Source organism: Halomarina salina, from assembly GCF_023074835.1.
Lineage (GTDB): Archaea > Halobacteriota > Halobacteria > Halobacteriales > Haloarculaceae > Halomarina > Halomarina salina.
This window is the reverse complement of sequence record NZ_JALLGW010000002.1, coordinates 454,379-475,537: the sequence shown is the minus strand read 5'-3', so window position 1 is coordinate 475,537 and position 21,159 is coordinate 454,379. Positions and strand designations below refer to the sequence as shown.

At 68.8% G+C, this 21,159-nt stretch carries 20 protein-coding genes; 12 read left to right on the top strand and 8 right to left on the bottom strand.

All coding sequences use genetic code 11. The annotated features are described in order from the left end of the window. Nucleotides 1-25: 25 nt before the first annotated feature. Nucleotides 26-403, bottom strand: coding sequence for a winged helix-turn-helix transcriptional regulator (locus tag MX571_RS18260; protein ID WP_247419429.1), 378 nt, complete (start codon nt 401-403; stop codon nt 26-28). A 109-nt stretch (nt 404-512) separates the two neighbouring features. Here MX571_RS18260 and MX571_RS18255 point away from each other — a divergent pair, with 109 nt between their 5' ends. From MX571_RS18255 to MX571_RS18240, 4 genes are all read left to right on the top strand, one after another. Next, entirely contained in the window at nt 513-1,178 is a 666-nt protein-coding gene (locus MX571_RS18255; RefSeq protein ID WP_282594685.1) for an alpha/beta hydrolase, read from the top strand. A gap of 79 nt (nt 1,179-1,257) precedes the next feature. Beyond that, entirely contained in the window at nt 1,258-1,569 is a 312-nt protein-coding gene (locus MX571_RS18250; protein ID WP_247419426.1) for a DUF7471 family protein, read from the top strand. Further along, a complete protein-coding gene (locus MX571_RS18245) occupies nt 1,566-2,078 on the top strand; it encodes a winged helix-turn-helix transcriptional regulator (protein WP_247419424.1) in 513 nt (170 codons plus the stop codon). The genes MX571_RS18250 and MX571_RS18245 overlap by 4 nt, the downstream gene beginning before the upstream one ends. 177 nt (nt 2,079-2,255) lie before the next feature. Continuing rightward, nucleotides 2,256-3,344 carry a DUF7350 domain-containing protein gene (locus tag MX571_RS18240; RefSeq protein WP_247419410.1) on the top strand — a complete coding sequence of 363 codons (1,089 nt, stop codon included), beginning with the start codon at nt 2,256-2,258 and terminating at the stop codon, nt 3,342-3,344. Between the two features lie 69 nt (nt 3,345-3,413). Here the strand turns inward: MX571_RS18240 and MX571_RS18235 are convergent, their stop codons facing one another. From MX571_RS18235 to MX571_RS18225, 3 genes are all read right to left on the bottom strand, one after another. Then, nucleotides 3,414-3,992: a histidine phosphatase family protein gene (locus MX571_RS18235; RefSeq protein WP_247419407.1), complete on the bottom strand. Its 579-nt coding sequence runs from the start codon at nt 3,990-3,992 to the stop codon at nt 3,414-3,416. Between the two features lie 67 nt (nt 3,993-4,059). Next, nucleotides 4,060-5,025, bottom strand: coding sequence for a diacylglycerol/lipid kinase family protein (locus MX571_RS18230; RefSeq protein ID WP_247419405.1), 966 nt, complete (start codon nt 5,023-5,025; stop codon nt 4,060-4,062). A 167-nt stretch (nt 5,026-5,192) separates the two neighbouring features. After that, nucleotides 5,193-6,650, bottom strand: a complete 1,458-nt coding sequence (locus MX571_RS18225) for a GntP family permease (protein ID WP_247419403.1) — start codon at nt 6,648-6,650, stop codon at nt 5,193-5,195. Between the two features lie 377 nt (nt 6,651-7,027). Here MX571_RS18225 and MX571_RS18220 point away from each other — a divergent pair, with 377 nt between their 5' ends. Both MX571_RS18220 and MX571_RS18215 read left to right on the top strand, forming a co-directional pair. Next, on the top strand, nt 7,028-7,354 hold the full coding sequence (locus MX571_RS18220) for a BsuPI-related putative proteinase inhibitor (protein WP_247419398.1): 327 nt from the start codon (nt 7,028-7,030) through the stop codon (nt 7,352-7,354). A gap of 186 nt (nt 7,355-7,540) precedes the next feature. Beyond that, entirely contained in the window at nt 7,541-8,083 is a 543-nt protein-coding gene (locus MX571_RS18215) for a tRNA (cytidine(56)-2'-O)-methyltransferase (RefSeq protein WP_247419396.1), read from the top strand. Nucleotides 8,084-8,206: 123 nt separating this feature from the next. On the opposite strand, the gene MX571_RS18210 is transcribed toward MX571_RS18215, so the two are convergent. Continuing rightward, nucleotides 8,207-9,334: a methyltransferase gene (locus tag MX571_RS18210; RefSeq protein WP_247419394.1), complete on the bottom strand. Its 1,128-nt coding sequence runs from the start codon at nt 9,332-9,334 to the stop codon at nt 8,207-8,209. Nucleotides 9,335-9,961: 627 nt separating this feature from the next. Next, a complete protein-coding gene (locus MX571_RS18205) occupies nt 9,962-10,285 on the bottom strand; it encodes a hypothetical protein (protein ID WP_247419393.1) in 324 nt (107 codons plus the stop codon). A gap of 174 nt (nt 10,286-10,459) precedes the next feature. Here MX571_RS18205 and MX571_RS18200 point away from each other — a divergent pair, with 174 nt between their 5' ends. The 5 genes from MX571_RS18200 (at nt 10,460) to MX571_RS18180 (ending at nt 14,219) form a co-directional block, all read left to right on the top strand. Further along, on the top strand, nt 10,460-10,996 hold the full coding sequence (locus MX571_RS18200) for a transcription factor (protein WP_247419390.1): 537 nt from the start codon (nt 10,460-10,462) through the stop codon (nt 10,994-10,996). After that, entirely contained in the window at nt 10,997-11,668 is a 672-nt protein-coding gene (locus MX571_RS18195; RefSeq protein WP_247419387.1) for a DUF2110 family protein, read from the top strand. Next, nucleotides 11,665-12,405 carry a DUF5803 family protein gene (locus tag MX571_RS18190; RefSeq protein WP_247419385.1) on the top strand — a complete coding sequence of 247 codons (741 nt, stop codon included), beginning with the start codon at nt 11,665-11,667 and terminating at the stop codon, nt 12,403-12,405. The genes MX571_RS18195 and MX571_RS18190 overlap by 4 nt, the downstream gene beginning before the upstream one ends. A 75-nt stretch (nt 12,406-12,480) precedes the next feature. Beyond that, a complete protein-coding gene (locus MX571_RS18185) occupies nt 12,481-13,416 on the top strand; it encodes an ABC transporter ATP-binding protein (RefSeq protein WP_247419383.1) in 936 nt (311 codons plus the stop codon). Further along, nucleotides 13,413-14,219, top strand: coding sequence for an ABC transporter permease (locus MX571_RS18180; RefSeq protein WP_247419381.1), 807 nt, complete (start codon nt 13,413-13,415; stop codon nt 14,217-14,219). The genes MX571_RS18185 and MX571_RS18180 overlap by 4 nt, the downstream gene beginning before the upstream one ends. Nucleotides 14,220-14,289: 70 nt before the next feature. On the opposite strand, the gene MX571_RS18175 is transcribed toward MX571_RS18180, so the two are convergent. Together MX571_RS18175 and MX571_RS18170 are read right to left on the bottom strand one after the other, a co-directional pair. Next, complete coding sequence (locus MX571_RS18175; RefSeq protein ID WP_247419379.1) at nt 14,290-15,324, bottom strand: S1C family serine protease; 1,035 nt, start codon at nt 15,322-15,324, stop codon at nt 14,290-14,292. 143 nt (nt 15,325-15,467) lie between these two features. Continuing rightward, nucleotides 15,468-16,142 carry a DUF420 domain-containing protein gene (locus MX571_RS18170; protein WP_247419377.1) on the bottom strand — a complete coding sequence of 225 codons (675 nt, stop codon included), beginning with the start codon at nt 16,140-16,142 and terminating at the stop codon, nt 15,468-15,470. Between the two features lie 574 nt (nt 16,143-16,716). Between MX571_RS18170 and MX571_RS18165 the strand changes: the two genes are divergently transcribed. Then, the gene (locus tag MX571_RS18165; RefSeq protein WP_247419375.1) at nt 16,717-21,123 is read left to right on the top strand and encodes a malectin domain-containing carbohydrate-binding protein; all 4,407 of its coding nucleotides are present in this window, start codon (nt 16,717-16,719) and stop codon (nt 21,121-21,123) included. The last annotated feature ends 36 nt before the right edge of the window (nt 21,124-21,159 follow it).

The window sequence follows — 21,159 nt, the reverse complement described above, 5'->3', positions numbered from 1 at the left end:
AGTACGTCAGTAGGGCCCCCCGACGTCACTCGGCGGGCGCGTCCGCCTCGGGTTCGGCGGGCGTCGTCTCCGGGTCCACGACGCTCTCGTCGAGCCAGTCGTTCGCCCAGCACTCTATCTCCTCGAACACGGGGCGGAGCGAACAGCCCTTCTCCGTCAGCGAGTAGTACGTCGCGACCGGCGCGTCCTCCTCCAGTCTGCGGTCGACGAAGCCCGTCTCCTGCAGGTCGCTGAGCACCCGCGAGAGCGTCCGCGAGGACGCTCCCGTCGAGCGCTTCAGTTCGTTGAACCGCTTCTCTCCCTCCTGCAGGTCGTGCAGGACGACCAGTCGCCACTGCGAGCCGATCTGCTCGATGGAGTCGATGACGACACAGGCCTCCTCGGTGTACTGCTCCCCTGACATCGATGTCACCTGGTGTCCCGTTCGTCCGCGAACGGTTAAAGTAGTTCGCCTCGTAACCAGGTTTATCGATGCAACTACGAAACCGGTCGACCGACGGGAGGGACGCCCGATGAGTTCGCTCGGTCCCGACGACCCGGTGGACGGACCACACCAGTCCCAGCCGCTCGTGACGGGCGGCGCGGACCCGGCGGAGGCCGAGGCCGCCGTCGTCGCCATCCACGGGCGCGGCGCGACGGCGCGGAGCATCCTCGACCTCGCTCGGCAGGTGAGCCAGGGGCGAGACGACGTGGCACTGCTCGCGCCGCAGGCCGCGCGGAACACCTGGTACCCGAACTCCTTCCTCGAACCCACCGAGTCGAACCAGCCCGGTCTCGACTCCGGGTTACAGGCTATCGCCGACGCCATCGCGACCGCAACGGACGCAGGCGTCCCCCCCGAGAAGGTGATGACGGTCGGCTTCTCGCAGGGGGCGTGCATCTCCAGCGAGTTCCTCGCGCGCAACGCGCAGCGTCGCGGCGGGCACGCCGCACTGTCGGGGGGCGTCGTCGGCCCGGACGACACGCCGCGGGACTACGACGGGTCGCTCGACGGCACGCCGGTCTTCCTCGGCTGTTCGGACCGGGACCCGCACATCCCGCTCGAACGGGTCCACGAGACGCGCGAGATATTCGAGGGGCTGGGCGGCGAGGTGGACGAGCGCATCTACGAGGCGATGGGCCACGGCGTCAACGAGGAGGAGCTACAGGTCGTGAGCGAGATGGTCGCCGACCTCTGACTGCGAACCACCGACTGCCGACCGTTTCGACGCGCGAACCAGAACCCGAAAGCCGGTCGAGCGGCTACGGTCGGTAGCAATGGGTGCAGGACACGGGTCGGGACTCGCGCTCTCGCTGGTCCTCGCGGGCGGCGGGTCGCTGCTGCTCGTCGGTCTCGCTGGCGTCGCGTACGTCCAGCGGCGCTCCCGGTCGTACCTGCTCGTCCTCCTCGCGCTCGCGACGCTGCTCGCTCGGACCGTCGCCGGACTGCTCATGCTCGACGGACTCCTCGCCGACGGCGTCCACCACACGCTCGAACACGTCCTCGACGTGGCGCTGGTCGGGTTCCTGCTGGTCGCCGTCTACTCCGTCCGGTCGGACCGCGCGCGAGCCACGGGTGAGCGCCGATGAGCGAGACGCGCGACCGGGTCGCCGCGCAGGTCCGCGAGACGCCGGGTATCCACTTCAACGGACTCGTCCGGGCGCTGGACCTCGCGCCGGGGCAGGTCCAGTACCACCTCGGCCGTCTGCGGTCGGCCGACTCCATCGCCGAACAGCGCCTCTACGGCCGGACGCACTACTACCCGCCGTCGTACGACGAGTGGGAGCGCCGGGCGCTGGCGCTGCTCTCCCGCGAGACGGCGTCGGACGTCGTCGCCGCCCTGCTGGACGAGGGTACCGCCCGCCCGAGCGCCGTCGCCGAGCGAGTCGGCATCGCCCGGAGCACGCTGGAGTGGCACCTCGACCGACTCGTCGAGCAGGACCTCGTCCGGAAGGAGCGCGACGCGCGCAACCGCGTCACGCTGGCACTCGCCCGCCCCGAGGAGACCGCCCGACTGCTCCGCCGGGCGACGCCGTCGCTCCCGGGCAGACTCGTCGACCGGTTCACCCGACTCATCGACCACCTGCTGGAGGAGTGAGTCGCTGTCCGGGACCCCCCGTCCGCTCGCCTTCCGACCACCCATCCGTCCCGGACCATCCGACCCCCCCATCGTTCACGAAGCCGTGTGTGGCCGCGACACACGTTCTCCGGTGCGGACACGAGCGTTCGACGGTCGGACCAGAACGCCCTTTCGTCGGACTCCCCGAGTACGTGTATGCGACGACGGAGGTTCCTCCGGGCGGGGCTGGGTCTCGCGGCTGCCGGCGCGACGACCGCTTCGGCCGGGTGTCTCGGCGTGTTCGAGACGCAGCCCGCCGGGATACCGCCGGTCCCCGAGAACCGTCCCGACGCCGTCTACGTCCCCAGCCACGAGGAGGGGATGGCGTCGGTCGGTATGGGGACGGCGGGCGACTACGAGTTCGGGCTGATGTACAGCTTCGCCCACCGGTTCTGGAACGTCAACGGTCGGGACGTGGAGAAGACCGGCGTCGAGTCGAGCGGCGACGACGCCGTCCACCTGATGGCGGTCGTCTGGGACCCGGAGACGAAGCTCGCACTGCCGGAGACCGGGATGGACGTCGACATCAGCAGGGACGGGGAGTTCGTCTCCCAGGAGACCATCTACCCGATGCTCAGCCAGGTGATGGGCTTCCACTACGGCGCGAACTTCACGCTGGAGGGCGACGGCACGTACGACGTGAACGTCAGCGTCGGCGGGATGTCGACGCGCCGGACGGGGTCGTTCGCCGAGAGGTTCGCCGACCCCGCGAGCACGACCATCGAGTTCGAGTACAGCAGCCAGCGCAAGGACGGCCTCTCGTTCGAGACCCGCGACGACGCGGGGGAGAAGGGGGCGCTCGAACCGAACTCGATGATGGACGCCGACTCCACCGCCCCCGCCGTCGAGGACCTGCCGGGTCGAGTGGTCGGGCAGGGGACGAGCAACGACGCGGTGCTCGTCACCACCGTCCTCGACGCGCCGCCGGAGGGCGTCGACGGTGACGGCCAGTACCTCGCCGTCTCTGCGCGGACGCCGTACAACCGGATGGTCGTCCCCGCGATGGGCCTCGACGGAGCGGTCACACGCGACGGCCAGTCGGTGTTCGAGGGCGAACTCGTCCGAACGTTCGACCCGGACCTCGGCTACCACTACGGCGCACCCGTCGAGAGCCTCCAGTCGGGCGACGACGTGACGCTCTCGGTGACGACGTGGCCACAGACCGCCCGCCACGAGGGCTACGAGACGGCGTTCGGCGGCCTGCTGGGCGACGGGATGCCCGACGTGACGTTCACCGCTAAGTGAGGCCGGTGGCCACGGTCCGAAACGAGTGGGGTCACGAGTTCGACCTACAGTCGTTCGCGGGCTGACGCGCTACTCGGCCGGTTCGTACAGCCGTCGAATCGCCGCCATCTCTGCCCCCTCGAAGCGCGCCTCGTAGACATCCGGCGTCGTCAACGCCTCGCGCCAGAACGTGCGGTCGAACCGGTCGTCGTAGTGGTGCAGCGTCGCCGTCAGCAGTTGGCCGTGCGTGCCGACGGCGACCGTCTCTCCCTCGTGTCGGTCCAGTATCCGCTCGACGGCGGCGACGCCACGGGCCTGCGCCTCGTCGCTGGACTCGCCACCCGGCCACGCGAACGACCAGTCGCTCCACACGGCGTCGACGGCGCTCTCGAACGTCTCGCCGACCGTCTCGACGGGGCCGTCGGCCAGCGCCCGTTCGCGGAACCCGTCGTCCGTTCGCACGTCGAGGTCACGACGCACGGCGAGCGGTTCGACCGTCTGCCGAGCGCGCTCGTACGGACTGGAGACGACGGCGTCGATACGCCGGTCGTCCAACTGGTCGGCGACTCGCTGGGCGGCGACCCGACCTGCCGTGGAGAGTGGCCGCTCGGCTTCGCGGTTCGGAACCCACGGCGAGTGCGCGTGACGGACGAACAGGAGGGTCGTCATCCGTGAGGGAACTTCCGCAGGGACGATACGTGGTCCGGTTCTCGTCGTCGTCTCGCCCGACTCGATCTCACGACCTCGTCGGTTCGACGTCGTACGCCGGGCCGACGCAGACCCGGAGCGCGAACGGTCTGGTGTGGAGGCGGAGTTCGTCGTGTCGCCGTGGCTCGCCGTCGAGGCTGAAGTCGATGGGGTCGCCGTCGGCCCCCCGGATGCTGAGCTGACTCGCCTGTGTGTGGAACACGTGGTCCGTCGTCCGGCCGAGTACCCGCTGGGCGAACGCCTCCGCGACGATGTCACCGGCGGGCATCCGCTCGATGACGACGACTTCGAGCAGGCCGTCTTCCAGTTCCGCCTGTCCGCCCTCCTCGACGAACCGCCGCGAGTTTCCGACGAGCGCCGCGAGCGCGTCGCCCGACCACGACACCGTCTCGCCGTCGGAGATGGCGGTGAGGTCGATGTGGAGGCCGTCGAAGGAGGCGGCCTGCTTCAGCCCGCTCGCGACGAACGCGAGCGACCCGAACCGCTCTTTCTGCTCGCTGCTCGTCGCGACGCTGGCGTCGGCCAGCAACCCCGCGATACAGGACATCACGAACGGTTCGCCGTCCGCGACGCCGATGTCCACCCGACGGCGTGCGCCCGTCTCGACCACCTCGAAGGCGTGCTCTGCGTCGCGGATGCCGATGTTCGTCGCGAAGATGTTCTCGGTTCCGACCGGCACGACGGCGACCGTCGTCGTGTCGAGCGCCTCCGCCTCCGCGAGGCCGACGACGACCTCGTGGAGCGTCCCGTCACCGCCGGCGACGGCGAGCAGGTGCACGTCGTTCGCGGCCGCGTCGCGGGCGAGTTCGGTCGCGTGGCCCTCACCCGTCGTCTCCTCGATTCGGTAGCCGCGTTCGGTCGCCAGCTCTCGCACCACCTCCGTGTGGTCTGCCGTCCCGCTCGTCGGGTTGAGGACGAGCCACCGCTCGCCGTCGGCCTGGGGCATCGCCCCGGCGACCGGTTCGTCCTCGATAGAAAACCCCTGCTGCTGCATGTACCCCTCCTAACCGGACGGGGCCTCAAAGGTACGTCGCCTGCCGAAGAGGGACGTCCCTTCGCCCTCGGCGAGTCGGTGGGTGACGAACGACGTCGAACGCTCGGTACGCCGAGCGGTTCTGCGGGCGTCGGCGCGGTTCGCTCACCGAGCGGTCGCGCGTACCCTCACGCGAGTGGCATGACCGTCGAGACGGCCAGCACCGTGAGGAGCCCCGCCACGGAGATGAGCGTCGTGAGCGCGGTCCAGGTCTTCAGCGTCTCTCCCAGGGTCAGCCCGCCGATCTCCTTCACGAGCCAGAACCCGGAGTCGTTGTACCACGAGCAGATGTTCCCGCCCGCTCCGATGGCCATCACGAGGTACGCCGGGTGGACAGCGAGCTGACCCGTCAGCGGGGCCATGATGCCCGCGGCGGTCAGCATCGCGGCGGTCGCCGACCCCTGGGCGATGCGGACGATGGCGGCGATGAGCCACGCCGTGACGATGAGCGGGATACCGAGCTCCTGTAACCCGCCGGCGATATAGTCGCCGATGCCCGACGCCGCGAGCAGCGCACCGAACGCACCACCGGCCGCGGTGATGGCGGCGATGTTGCCACCGCTCTTCAGCGCCTCGGTCAACTCGTCGTTCCACTCGCTACTGGTCAGCCCGGTGTACCGGTAGAACGTGTACGCGGCCGCGAGCGCCGCGATGGTCAGCGCCACGTTCTTGTCGCCGACGAAGTCGGTGTACGGTTGGGCGGTCGTCAGTATCTGCTCGACGGTCGCTTCCCCGAGGATGTCGGCGATGAATCCGAGCGCCGACGGAGCGTCGACGAACGTGTTGACGAACGTCGACGACGCGATGAGGACGACCGCGAGGAGGATGGGCAGCAGCGACTCGCCCATGCCCGGCAGCGCGCTCGTCGGTTTCTGGGCGACCGACTCCAGTTCCTCCGTCGTCGTCGACATCGTGTCCCGGAGCGGGATGTCGAGTCGGGCGTTGATCCACCGACCGTAGAGGAGACCGGAGACGAGCGCGGCCGGAATCGCCACGATGAGTCCGATCAGGATAGTGATACCGAGGTTGCTGCCGATCTCGTCGGCGACGGCGAGCGGCCCCGGCGTCGGCGGGACGAAGACGTGCGCGGCCGCAGCACCCGCCCCGACGACGACGATGAACAGCGTGTAGTCCCGGCCGAGTCGCGCCCGCGTCGAGCGCGCCAGCGGCGCCATCAGGTAGAACACGCTGTCGAAGAACACCGGCACCGCCAGCACGGTGCTACTGCTCAGCAGCGCGATGTCGGAGTTGTCCCTGCCCAGGAGGCTCTGGAACCCCCTGACGATCCGCTGGGCGGACCCGCTCTCGAGCATCGACTTGCCGATGACGGCCGCCATGAGGATCGGGATACCGATTCCCGCCATCCCGTTCCCGAACGCCGTGGCGACCTGGGTCGCCGCGTCGGCCGTCGTGAACTCCGGCAGGAACACCGAGTTGACGACGCCGACGAAGAACGCCGCGATGATGAGCCCTATGAACGCCGGGAGGTCGAGCCACACGAGCAGCGCGATGACTGCGAGCAACCCGACCACGAACGTGATCAGCGGACTGTACGACAGCTCCGTCAATTGAAGAACTGTAAACATTGTTCGGAGAGTGTCGCCAGAGCGAACTCGAAAAAGATACTAAAATTTTTCCGTATTTAATTGGTTGGATGTAAATGCATTCCGATACGAGTGCTAGAACGTCGGCATTCTCTCGGCTTCCGACTGACACCGGTTCGTCGGTCGCATTCCGACGACGGTCGGCGCTCACTCGGCATCGGGTATCGAGTCTGCCTTCTCCGCCTCCGGTGCTGGAACTGGAGAGTCGCTCGTCGACGGTCAACCTCGGAGTTTCCCCGAGAGTGGCCGTTCTCGAGCGTCTTGTCCCCGAGTCTTCTGACGCACGACCACTGATTTGCTATCGCGACATACGATTCACCGGCCGTAACGCTATCCCCCTCCGCACCCAACGACCGCCCATGCTCACAGGCGAGTTGGCGGTCGAGACGGACGGCACGGTCCGATTCGTCTTCGAGGTCGAGAACACAGGTGAGGACCCGGAAGAGGTGACGTTCCGCAACGGTGGCCACGCGGACTGCGCTGTCTACGACGGCGACGACGAGGTGTGGCGGTGGTCCGTCGGTCAGATGTTCACGCAGGCCATCGAACACGAGACGGTCGAACCCGGCGAGACGCTCCGCTACGGGTTCGAGTGGGAGCCACCGGAGCCGGGTGAGTACACCGCCCGCGCCGAGTTGCGACCGGAGGGCGACTGCACGGCCGAGACGACGTTCTCGGTCGAGTGAGCGGCCGCGCCGACGGAGCTGGGTTCCACCAGATCACACTCCCCCTTCCTCCACGTCGCTGGTAGGTCACGGTTCGACGGGTGGCACTCCTCTCTCGTCTCGACCAGTCAGTGCCCGGCGTCTCGCCGCTGGAGCGCAGTGGCCGCCGATTCGAAACCCCTTCACTGCGCGGCGCGAAGGTTCGTCATGGACGAACACGAGGTCGCGGTGCTCCGACTGGGCCACCGGCCGGGGCGAGACAACCGGATGACGACCCACGTCGGTCTCACCGCCCGGGCGCTGGGAGCCGACCGCGTGGTGCTGGCGGGCGACGCCACCCAGTCGCGAGCGACCATCGAGGACATCACCGACCGCTTCGGCGGGCCGTTCGCCGTCGAACAGACCGACGAACCGAAGCGCGTCGTCCGGGAGTTCCCCGGCCGCGTCGTCCACCTGACGATGTACGGGCTTCCCGTCCAGGAGGTAGCGGGAGAACTCCGAGACGCGCACGCGAACGAACCGCTGCTGGTGGTCGTCGGCGCGGAGAAGGTGTCGTTCGACGTCTACGAGGCCGCCGACTGGAACGTGGGCGTGACGAACCAGCCGCACTCGGAGGTAGCGGGGCTCGCCGTCCTCCTCGACAGACTGTTCGAGGGGCGGGAGCTCGACCGCTCCTGGGAGGGTGCCGACCGGCACGTCGTCCCGATGGCGACCGGGAAGAAGGTCGTCCCGGCCGATTCGGAGGAGTAACGCTTTCTACCGGTGGTTCTGTGGCTTCGAGCAGCGGTCTCTCGTCCTCGTGATACACTGCCATCTGCTATACCGATTCGTCGGTGTGCGGCGACCGTCCTCACCGACGAGTACGCCGCTGCGCTACAGTCTCGCCTCCAGAACGACGTGCTCGGCTCTCGTGCGGCGCTTCTCGACCGAACTGTAGTGGCGCAGGTGCTCGTGGAGGTCGAGTGCGCGGTGGTGGACGACGCTCAGTAGACCTTCTGGCGCGAGTACGTCGTGTGCGTCGGCGAACAACTCTGCGAGAACGCCGTCGCCGGCGTGCGTCGGCGGGTTACAGAGGACACGGTCGAACGCCCGGTCGGCGACACCGTCGAGACAGTCGGCGGTGACGACGGTGCCGTCGACCCCCGCTGCACGGAGGTTACCGGCGGCACAGGTCGTCGCGACCCGGTCGTCGTCGGTGAGCCAGAGGTCGCAGTCCGCGGTCCGCCCAGCGTAGAGACCGATCGCCCCGTACCCACAGCAGAGGTCGAGCACCCGGTCCCCGTCCTCGACGCTCGCCGCCTCGACGAGCAGTCGAGTTCCGTCGTCGAGCGACCCCACGGAGAACGTGCCGGGCACCGACACCAGCGGGAGTTCGACCCCGCTCACGGCCGGGCGGAGTCGTCGGGGAGTCACGTAGGACCGCGGCGGGACGGTGTCGGGGCGCTCCGCGCGGAGCAGTGCACACGCGCCGTCCGTTCGAACGCGTTCGACGCGTGCTCCGAGGTCCCTGAGGCAGTCGGCGTACCTCGGCAGGCCGGACTGGTCCGTCGCCGACAGATAGTAGACGCCGTGGGGGTGGAGTCTCGACAGGGCGTCGCGGAGTCGCTGCTTCGCGACCGGTATCGGTGTGGACGGCATCGGCGCGTGTGCGACGGCGTCGAACCGACGGTCGAGGCCTGCGAGGTCGGCGCGAACCTCGACCGTCGCCTCCGCGTCGTTCCGTCGCAGGTTCGTCTCGGAGAGGCGAGCGGCGCGGGCGCTCGTCTCGGTGAGGTGGACGGCGTCGGCCCGCCCGGACAGGACGGTGCCGACGACCCCGTAGTTCGCCTCGGGACAGAGGACGACGCCTGGGTCCGTCCCCCAGAGGTGGTCGAGCAGGAGGAGTTCGGTGGGTCGGAAGGACTCCTTCGACGGGACGCCGTCGGCCGTCTGGAACCGATAGGTCGCCGGACCGTCGGCGACGCGCGACTTCAGTGCGAGGCTGTAGGGCGCGCGGTTCATCGGCCCCCTCCTGCGTGGTCGCGGCCGAGGTGTTCGTGGTCGGGGGTATCGTGGTCGGTGGAGCTGTCGCTGTTCTGTGGACGACGGGTGTCGTCCGCGGGTCGTGTCGGACGTGGTTCGTGCATCGACGATGGGTCGGTGGCTCAGGTCGGTCGGAAACGAGACAGCCAGCACGCTCCGCGACCGTCGAGAACCACCGAGGACATCGGTCGACGCGACGCTACGCGGCGCGTGCGAACCGTGTACCGAACAGCGCGACGCTCCGACGTGAACCGTCACCGACCGCGCTCACGGTCGGGAATCGGAACGCCCACAGTCGGCGAGCCAGCCGAACCCACTCGCCACGAGCGTCACGCGACGAACGACGGGGTCGACTCGAAGCCGTTGTTCAACGTCTTTGGGGAGTCGGCCACCGACTACAAACCTGACGGTCGTCGGTTCACTCCCTCACTCCTGAAGATTCGCTTCGTCTCGTGAACGACAGCGTCGCCGGATTCCGGCGGGACCTTCGGTCCGCGCGGTTCGTCTTCCGTGCTCCCGTAGCGCTCGGGGGAACTCCGAAATCCCCCTTTCACCGCTCGCTGGCGCTCACCGTTCGACTCCCGAGGCCTCCGGTAGTCGGCCTCGCTACTCCTCGCGCCCGATGAGCGACCAGTGGTGGTGGACGCTGCCGTCGGGGTGGCGTTCCGTCGAGACGTGGTAGACGTACACGTCGCCGAAGTCGCCGGCCGCGTCACGCTGGCGCTTGTGGACCACGAGGTAGCCGTCGCGCTCCTCGACGCGGACGACCTCCTCGTCCGTCCGCGGCTCGACGGTCGGGAGCGGCTCGTGGCGGGCACGGAGCAGTTCCTGGGCGTAGACCACGGCCCCGCGCAGGTCGTGCCCGTCGAGGCTCTGGAGCGTGCTGGCGACCGCTTCGGGGAGGTCGTCGGGCGGTGTCGGGTCGTCCATGCAAGGTGTTGACGATGGACGACCCTAAACCGTCGGCTGGTCGTCACGGGTGTCGAGCCGGGTCGTCGACGGGTGGTGAGTGACTCCGTCCGGGTGTGACGCTACGCGCTGTTCCGGGCGGGTTCTGCCGCGAGAGCGCAACCTTTAGGCACGAGTCTAGCGCACAACTCCGTAATGGCTTTCGAGGAGCTACTGAACGACCCCGTCATCCAGAAGTATCTACACGAGCTGGTTGGACCGACGGGGATGCCCGTCGCCGCCGCCCCTCCCGACGGCGAGGTGACAGACGAGGAACTCGCCGAGGACCTCGGACTGGAACTCAACGACGTCCGGCGCGCGCTGTTCATCCTCTACGAGAACGACCTCGCGTCGTACCGCCGCGTCCGCGACGAGGACTCCGGGTGGCTGACGTACCTCTGGACGTTCGAGTACGACCAGGTCCCCGAGATTCTCGAAGAGGAGATGTACCACCTCCTGGAGGCGCTGGAGACCCGCAAGGACTACGAGGCGGACAACGAGTTCTACCTCTGTCCGGAGGAGTCCATCCGCTTCGAGTTCGGTGAGGCGATGGAGTTCACCTTCGAGTGTCCCTCCTGCGGTGCCGACCTGGAGTCGATGAGCAACGACCAGTTGATCCGGGCGATGGACGAGCGCATCGCGGCGCTCCGCGAGGAACTCAACGTCGAGTCGGCCGACGAGGCCCAGGCGTAGATGGTCGTCCTCGCGACGAAACTCTACGTCGAAGGCGACGCGCGCGAGCGTGCGGTCGACTCGCTGCGCTCGCTCGTCGCCAACGACCTGGCGGACCTGGACGTCGAGTGGACGCTCGGCGTCCGGGAGGACGGCTTCCCCTCGGTGACCGTCGAGGGTGACGACGAGGTGGTCGCCCGGAACCTGCTCCGCGAGGAGTGGGGTGCCATCACGCCGACCTTCGAGGCCGGCGAGGAGTACGTCGGCACCCTGGAGTCGTGGGACGACGAGGGGTTCGTACTCGACGCGGGCGAACGCGTCCGTATCCCCGCGAGCGAACTCGGCCTCGGGCAGGGGTCGCCCGCCCAGATTCGCAAACGGTTCGGCCTCGTCCAGCACGTCCCGCTCCGGTTCGTCTACGACGACGACGCGCCGCGACTCGCCGACAGCGAGCGGGACCGACTGTACGACTGGACCCGCGCCGACACCGGTCGGCTCAACGTCAACAGCGCGACCCGCGCGGAGGTGCGGGCGACGATGAACCGCGCCGGTCACGCACGGGACGTCGTCACCGTCGAGCGTCTCGGGTTGCTCGAACAGTCGGTCGTCTGCACGGAGGGGACGGACCCGCCCGGACTGCTCGCCAGCGTCGGGGAGTACCTCCCAGCCGAACTGCTCTGCGTGGTCCCATGAGGCGTGCGCTCGCGCTCTGTCTGCTCGTCCTGTTGACGGTGAGCGCGGGCTGTACCAGCCTCTTCGGCCCCGGCGAGGTGAGCGACGACCAGTTGAACGAGAACGCCACCTACGACGACGTCTGGCAGCAGGACGCCCAGGTCTACATCGACGTGCGGTCGAACGACTACCGCGCCGTCTACGACCTGGGCGAGAACCGCACGACGTTACAGGTGTTCGGCCGCAACGCGTTCGGCCTCGAACGGCCGCTCGACATCAGCGGCCTCCGGTATCGCTTCGACAACGGTACCGTCGTCAGCACCGACCAGCACGCCAACTTCACGGTCGACCAGGGGCGCGAGCAGTTGCGCATCACCGTCCCCGAGGCGAACGGCACGCTCGCGTTCACCGCGCCGAAGAGCGGCAAGTCGTTCGGCGTCCCGGCGTTCATCGAGGGCGTCTCCTACGAGGCGGCGCTGCCGCCGAAGACGGACGTGGCGGTGCCACTGCTCTCCAGCGTCGACCCGAGTCCCACGAGGACGACCGACGAGGACGGGCGCATCCACATCTACTGGGACTCCGTCTCCCGCGACGTCTCGGTGCGCTACTACCTCGACCGGGACCTGCTCATCTTCGGGGCGCTGGCGGGCATCCTCACCGTCGCGGGCATCGCCGGCGCGCTGTACTACCTCCGACAGATCCGCGAACTCGAACGTCGGCGCGAGGACGTCGCGCTCGACGTGAACCGCGAGGAGTGACGAGCCGTCTCGCACACGACGGCTGACACCTGTCCAACCCGGAACTCTTAGGCGCTGGACGGCCGGACCGGCCACATGGTCATCGTCGCCGAGGACGTCCGCAGGGAGTACGGCGACACCGTCGCGCTCGACGGCGTCTCGCTCTCCATCGACGACGGCGAGGTGTACGCGCTCATCGGGCCGAACGGCGCGGGGAAGACGACGCTCATCCGCGCGCTGACGGGCACCACCGACTACGAGGGGCGCGTCGAACTGTTCGGGACCGACCCGCAGACGGCCGACGCCGAGCGCCTCGGCCTGCTCCCGCAGTCGTTCTCGCCGCCGGAGCGACTCACCGCCCGCGAACTGGTCGACTACTACGGCGGCCTCTACGACCACGCCCGGCCGACCGACGAGGTGCTCGCCGACGTCGGGATGGCCGAGCACGCCGACACGTGGTACGAGAAGCTCTCGGGGGGCCAGCAGCGTCGCACCTGCGTCGCCGTCGCGCTGGTCAACGACCCGGACCTGCTGGTCCTCGACGAACCGACGACGGCCATCGACCCGGCGGGTCGCCGGTCGCTCTGGGACCTGCTCGACTCGCTCGTCGCGGGCGGGACGACGGTGCTCCTGACGACCCACTCGATGGCCGAGGCCGAACGCCTCGCCGACCGGGTCGGCCTGCTCGCCGACGGCGACCTCGTCGCCGAGGGGACGCCCCGCGAACTCGTCGAAGCGTACGGCGGCCAGTCGCGGCTGACCGTCGACACCGAGGGGGCGGTCGCCGACGCGGCCGCGAGCGCCGTCGAGGGAGCGGGCTACCGCGTCGCCACGACGGGTCGGGGTATCGTCGTCCGGGACGCGATGCCCGAGGACATCGCGCCCATCGTCGACGCCCTCGGAGCGGCCGACGTGTCGTACCACGCCCTGCGCTGGGAGCGTCCGGACCTCGAATCGGTCTACCTCGCGCTCACCGGGACGGGCGTGACGGAGACGGGTGAAGCGGTCGAACGCGAGGAGGCCGCGGCGTGACGTTCGTCAGTCGCGTCCGCGCCGAGACGACGGCGGCCGCGCTGGGGTTCCTCCGCCGTCGGACGGCCGTCTTCTTCACGTTCTTCTTCCCGGTCATCATCATCCTCATCTTCGGGGCGCTCGTCCAGACGAACCCGACCGGCGGCGGGCTGTTCTCCGAACCGCCCGTCTACTACCTGCCGGCCTACATCGGCGTCGTGGTGCTGTTCACGCCGCTCTCTCGCGTGGGCAGCGAGGTGGCCCGTCACCGCGACGACAACCGCTTCGAGAAGCTGGCGACGACGCCGCTGCGTCGCTGGGAGTGGCTGCTCGCCCAGACGGCCGTCAACGTGGCCATCATCGGCGCGGCGGCGCTCGTCATCTTCGCGCTGGTCGTGTTCGTCTCGGGCGCGCAAGTGGCCGTCGGGCCGGAACTGCTGGCGCTCGTCCCGTTCGTGGCGCTCGCGGTCACGCTGTTCTGCGGCGTGGGGGCCATCCTCGGCAGCGTCGCGGGGTCGCAGGACGGGGTCATCGCGGCGGCCAACGGCATCGCCATCCCGCTGCTGTTCCTCTCGGAGACGTTCGTGACGCCCGAGCAACTGCCAGACTGGTTCGTCCCCGTCCTCGACCTCTCGCCGCTGACGTACTTCTCGCGGGGGGTTCGCGAGGTCACGACGCCGCAGATGGCGGCGTACGCCGACGGCGGCATCCTCGTCCAGCACGGTCCCGCCGTCGCCCCGTGGCTGTTGAACCTCGTCGTGCTGACGGTGCTCGCCGTCGCCTTCTTCGCCGTCGGCGCGTTCGCGCTCCCGCGAACGGACTAGCTCGCGTTCCCGGAGACGGCCCAGAGAACTCTGTGTTACTGCTCGTCACCGACCGACGCCACGGACACCCTCAGCGAACCGGGACGTCCTGCCCGCTCGGCCGTCGCCCTCGCCCTCGCTGTCGGGGACGCCGCCCGCTACGGGCCTCCGGCATCGGCCGTTCGTCCAGTCGGACTCGCTCCTCGACGCGCTCGCCGTTCCGAATCAGTTCGAGCGTCACCTCGTCGCCGGGGCGGGTCTCGATGAGCAGGTGGCGCATCAGTTCCTCGTGGGCGTCGACGGGTTCGCCGTCGATGCTCACGACGACGTCGCCGCCCGCCGGCACGTCGTGGCCACGCACGCGGCGCGTTCCCCGACTGCCCCGGAGGACGCCTCGGGCCGGCCCGTCGTCCACGTCGACGACGAGGACGCCCCGCGGCCGGTCGAGGCGGTTGGCCTGCGCGACGCTCGGCGAGACGTCGAGCGTCCGCACCTTGAGGTACGGGTGGCGGTACTCACCGTCGCGGACGAGCGACGGCACGACGCGGGCGGCCACCTCCGCGCTCACGGCGAACCCGATGTTGTCGCCGCCGCGGGCGCGGTTGACGCCGACGACTCGTCCGTCGAGGTCGACCAGCGGCCCACCCGAGTTACCGGGGTTGATGGGGGCGTCCGTCTGGACCGTATCGGGGATGACGAACCCCGACCGCGTGACCATCGACCGCGACGCGCCGCTGACGACGCCGACCGACAGCGACCCTTCCAGACCCATCGGGTTGCCGAGGGCGGCGACGCGCGTCCCCGAAACGGGGTTCTCCGGCGCGAACGCGAGCGGTTCGGCGTCGTCGGGGAGGTCCGGGACGCGGACGACGGCGAGGTCGGTGTACGCGTCGCTGCCGACCACCTCGCCGACCCGCCACTGCCCGTCCGCGAATCGCACGTCGACCGCCGTCTCTCGGCCGACGACGTGCTGGTTCGTCACGACTACCGGGTCGCCGTCGGCCGTCTCGTGGACGAACCCGGACCCCGCACCGCCCGGTCTGCGCCCGTTGCCCGCGATGTAGATGGAGACGACCGAGGGGATGGTCGTCCGGTACAGCTCCTGATAGCGTGTCTCCTCGCTCATGGTGTGGCCGCCGCGACGCTTCGACGAGAATCGACCGCCCTCGGCGGACTAACCGGAGGTAAGCGAGAGCGAGTGATAACTGGCGTGCGAGTTGGTGTCACGCACGCACTGACGTGGGAGGCGACAGTTCGAGTGCCGAGACGCTACTCGTCGTCGCCACGGTTCGCGGCGAACGCCGGGACGGCCAGCAGGAGGAGCATCGCCTCGTGGCCCCGCGGCACCCACGAGTAGACGTGGTTGAGCATGACGTAGGTGACGACGCCGAGGAAGAGGCTCAGCGACCACGAGACGACGGCGATGCGGCCGACGCGCGCGTGGGCGGTGTCCCGGAGTTCGGCGGGTGTGTGGGTCAGTCCGAGGACGATGGCGTACAGCACCACGGGCACCGCGAGCACCGAGAGCAGGATGTGGATGGCGAGCATGGCGAGGTAGAGCGGTTCGACGATGCCCGCGTACTGCGAGAGGAACTGCCCGTCCTGGACGACGAACGACTTCTCGAACCCGCCGCCGACCTTCCAGAGGTAGAGGACGAGGAACAGGCAGATGAGCCCGAACGCGGTCAGCATCGCCGCGCGGTGCTTGCGGACGTCGCCGCGGCGGATGAACCGCCAGCCGACGAGGAGGGTGGTGAACGCGAGCGTGTTGACGACGGCGATGAGGTCCGAGAACAGGACGACCGTGTCCCGCGAGAGGTCGGGGAACAGCGGGATAACCCCGGCGAACGCGCCGAGGACGAGCGCGTAGCCGACGACGGAGAGCGCCGCGGTCACCGCACGCGGGTGCTCCTTGACGACGCTCCCGGAGGAGGCAGTTGCCATACTCGCAGTCGGGAGGCGAGGAGTATGGCCGCTTCGCTTCCGACCGAGTGCAGGGCGTCGAGGAATCGTGGACGCAGCGCGCTCGACGGCGACAACCGTGCGCCCGACCGCGATAACCGCGCGTCTGACGCACTGAATCGCCACCGTGTCGAACGTTGACTCGGGTTCTCGACCAGACAGCGTACTATCGGACAGTCCCCGCGCGCGAACTGGACATTCGAGTATAATACGGCGAATCGGTGTACGTCCTGACCCCGGCTAGCGATTCGACGTGAGATGAGAAACATCCACCCCTCGTGTCGTTGCGTCAGAGCGAACGAGTCGAAATACTATCTGGTCTGCATCCCGGAATAGACAATCAACTGACCATAATATCTAGATAGTCATTACTAGAGTAATAAAGCGAGTCGACTCTCTCTTACGACAGTTAGTCCGTGATTGCAGAACCGACGGTTGCCGGTTTTGGTGGTTGTCAACTATCCACAGGGTACTGTAACGAATCTGTCAATCGTGGCGGCGGGAGTTCCTGTTGGTTCAGAATAACTATCCGCCGAAATTCGAACCGTCTCGTCGCATGCAACCACCTGACGACGTGCGACGACGGACGATTGCAGTAACTTTCACGTTCCTCATGGTGCTCTCCACCGCGACGGCCGGACTCGCGTTCGGCGTCGCGGGCGTGTTCGCTCAGGAGGAGACGCCGGCGCTCTATCGAGTGAACGCCGGGTCCGGGACCGTCGCCGCCACCGACGGCGGCACCGACTGGACACCCCCGGGAAGTACGACAGGGGTGAGTCTCAGCGGGGGGACGACCTACTCGGCGAGCGCGTCGGTCTCTCTCGGTAGCTCCGTTCCGGCGGGGACACCGACCGACCTGTTCACCAGCGAGATATACGGCGACCAGCAGTGGACGTTCGACGACGGCATCCAGAGCGGGACGCCGTACGAGGTGCGCCTCTACTTCGCCGAGATATACCACGTCGACGGCCACGCCGACAACGACGACGGCGGCGACGGTCAGGTCGGCGACCGCGTCTTCGACGTGAGCGTCCAGGGCGAGACGGTCCTCGACGGCTACGACATCTACGCCGACATCGGTGCGGAGACCGCCGTGATGAAGTCGTTCACCGTGACGCCGACCGACGGGACGATAGCCGTCGGACTCACGACCGTCACGGACAACGCGAAGGTCTCGGCCATCGAGATCGTCCCGGCCGAGCCGGAGCCCGACACGCTCGGCGGCCCCTCGGCCGTCGACTTCGGGTCGGTGCTCACCGGCGACAGCGAGGCGAAGACCGTGACCGTCACCAACCTCGGTGGCAGCGGCGACCCGAGCATCGACGTCTCGGGCGTCTCGGTCACGGGACCCGACGCCGACGAGTTCGCGGCCGGCGGTCCCTCGCAGGGGTCGCTGGCCCCCGGCGAGTCCGCGACCATCCCGGTGACGTTCATTCCGGCCGACGCACAGGCCAAGAGCGCGACGCTCGAAGTGAGCCACTCCGGGAGCAACTCGCCGCTGACCGTCGCCCTCTCGGGTGAGGGCGCGAGTTCGGCGCAGGTCGGCTTCGGGAAGAGCGGCCTCCAGGGCTTCGGCCAGGGGTCGCTCACGGCGCTGGAGTTCGGCCCCGACGGTCGCCTCTACGTCGCCCAACAGGACGGCGACGTCTACGCGCTGGAGGTGACCCGCGACGGCGAGAACTCGTACGACGTGGTCTCTCAGGAGAGCGTCGACGCCATCAAGGACATCCCGAACCACGACGACAACGGGAACTACGTCTCCGGCGAGAACACGCGGCAGGTCACCGGCCTGACGGTCGGCGGCACCGCCGAGACGCCCGTCGTCTACGTCTCCTCGTCCGACCCGACCATCGACGTCGGGACGGACGACGACGACACGGACACGAACTCGGGGGCCATCTCCCGGCTCACGTTCGACTGGAACGGCGACGGGAGCCTGAACGGGGTCGACCACGAGGTGCTCGTCCTCGGCCTCCCCCGCTCCGAGGAGAACCACGCCACGAACGGGATGGACCTCAGCGACGACGGCACGACGCTGTTCGTCGCGCAGGGCGGCCACACGAACCAGGGTGCGCCCAGCAACAACTTCGGCCACACGTCCGAGTACGCGCTCTCGGCCGCGGTGCTCTCGGTCGACCTCCAGCAGATCGACCAGAACTACCAGCCGAAGAACCTGCAGGACTACGACAGCGCCTACCCGGACGTCGAGTTCCTGTACGCGATTCCGACCATCCAGACCGACGACGCCACCGACGGCGACGACCTGCCGTTCGGCGGCGACGACGGCGTCAACCAGGCGAAGTGGGTCGAGGACGGTCCCGTTCAGGTCCACTCCTCGGGCTACCGGAACCCGTACGACCTGGTCCTGACCGAGGACGACCGACTCTACACTATCGACAACGGCCCGAACGGTGGCTGGGGCGGCCAGCCCATCGGCGAGGGTTCGGGCGGGGTCTGTACGAACGAACCGAACGACCCCGGCTCCGGGGACGGTGACCAGCTCCACCTCGCCAGCGAGGGGAGCTACGGCGGTCACCCCGCTCCCATCCGGGGCAACCCGACCGGCGCGGACATCTACGACGCGGCGGGGAACCTCGTCTACGACATCACCGAGTCGAACAGCCCCGTTCCCGCCTCGAAGGTGAACCCCATCGAGTGCGACTACCAGGGCGCGAACGAGGACAACTCCCTCGGCGACGAGTTCGGCTGGACGGGCGGTATCGAGGAGTACACCGCCTCGAACTTCGGCGGCCAGATGCAGGGCGACCTGCTGGTCGTCGTGGGCTCCAGCTCCGTCACCCGCGTCGAACTGACCGCCGACGGCACCGGCGTCACCGAACAGAGCGGCAACTTCTTCAGCGACCTCAGCGCGCTCGGCATCGCCGCGCAGGGCGACGACGGCCCCTTCCCGGGGACCGTCTGGACCGCCCGCGGCGGCATCACGGTGTTCGAGCCGACCGACTACGAGGGTAGCGGCGGCGGTGGCAACCAGTGTACCGCGGCCGACGACGTGGCCCTCGACGAGGACGAGGACGGCTACGACAACGCCGACGAACTCGACGCGGGCACCGACCCGTGTTCGGCGGCCTCGACGCCCGCGGACTTCGACGGTGACGGCACCTCGAACGTCAACGACGCGGACGACGACGACGACGGCACGCCCGACACGGCCGACCCGTTCGCGCTCGACGCCGACGACGGCACCTCGACGTCCCTGCCGGTCACCATGGACCTCTCCGAGACCCAGCTGTTCGGTCCGAACGGCCAGGGCTGGACGGGCCTGATGACCAACGGGCAGGACGACTACCTGGACCTCTACGACCCCGACCAGATGACGGTCGGCGGCGCGGCGCAGGTCCTGACGGTCGAGAACGTCCCCTCGGGCGACGCGGTCAACGACCAGAACGCCCAGCAGTTCGCGTTCCAGCGCGGTGTCGACGCCCCCGACCAGCCGTTCACCGTCTCGACGACGGTCAACGGCTTCCCGGCCGACCCCCAGAACTACCAGGGGCTCGGTATCTACGTCGGGAACGGCGACCAGGACAACTACCTGAAGCTCATCCTCTCCGCGGAGGGCGGCGACGGTGGTATCCAGTTCGCCAAGGAGGTCGACGGCTCGTTCGGCGAGTACGACCAGCACGTCACCGACGGGAGCGTCACGGGGCCGAGCAGCAACACGGACCTCTCGCTGACCGTCTTCCCGAGCAACGAGACGGTGAAGGCGTACTACACGCCGCCCGGCGGCGAGAAGACGTACGTCGGCGAGACGACGGTGCCGTCGTCCTGGCTCGACAGCGCCGACGGCAGCGGTCTCGCGGTGGGCGTCGTCGCGACGTCCTACAACGCGGGGTCGACGTTCGACGCGACGTGGACCGACCTCGTCGTCGAGTACGTCACGCCGCCCGCCAACCAGCCGCCGGTGGCCGACGCCGGCGCGGACGTCACCGTCGAGGAGGGCCAGCAGGTCACCCTCGACGCGTCCGGCTCCAGCGACCCGAACGCGGACACGCTCGGGTTCACCTGGTCACAGCTCGACGGCCCCGACGCGGGCCTCGACTTCTTCGACTCGGAGTCGGTGTCGTTCACCGCTCCCGACGTCGACGGCGACCAGACGCTCACCTTCCAGGTCAGCGTCTCCGACGGCGAGTTCTCGGACACCGACACGGTGACCGTGACCGTCGAGGACGCCGACGGCGAACCCGCCGACGGCACGGTCGTCCACCGCGTGAACGTGGGCGGTCCCGAACTGGCCGCGACCGACGACGGGCCGGTCTGGAGTGCGGACACCAGCGGCAGTCCGTCGCCGTACCTCGTCGCCGGCGGGTCGATACCCGGCGGCCTCCCGTACGCGGTCGGCGGTGTCGACGCGTCGGTGTCCTCGGATACGCCGACCGCGGTGTTCGGGACCGAACGGTACGACCCCGACAGCGGCGACGAGATGCTCTGGAGCTTCTCGGCGCAGTCCGGGACGACCTACGAGGCCAGGCTGTACTTCCACGACGGCTACAGCGGGACGAGCGACCCCGGCGACCGGGTGTTCGACGTCTCGGTAGAGGGCCAGCAGGTCCTGACCGACTTCGACCCCATCGTCGCCTACGGCGACAACACCGGCGGCATGGAGTCGTTCACCGTCACGCCGACCGACGACAGCGTCGACGTGGAGCTGCTCCACGGTCTCGCCGAGAACCCGCAGATCAACGCCATCGAGATAGTGGCCGTCGGCGACGACGGCCCCGGACCGGTGGGCGAGTTCACCTCGCCGCCGACCGACACCGACGGCGACGGCGTCTACGAGGACGTCAACGGCGACGGCTCGTTCGACGTCGGCGACGTCCAGGCGTTCTTCCAGAACTACGAGGGTAGCACGGTCCAGGACAACGTCGACGCGTTCGACGTCAACGGCGACGGCTCGGTCAACGTCGGCGACGTCCAGGCCCTGTTCCAGGAGGCGACCAGTAGCTGAGCGACCGCAACCGGGAGCGGCCGATCACCGCTCTCG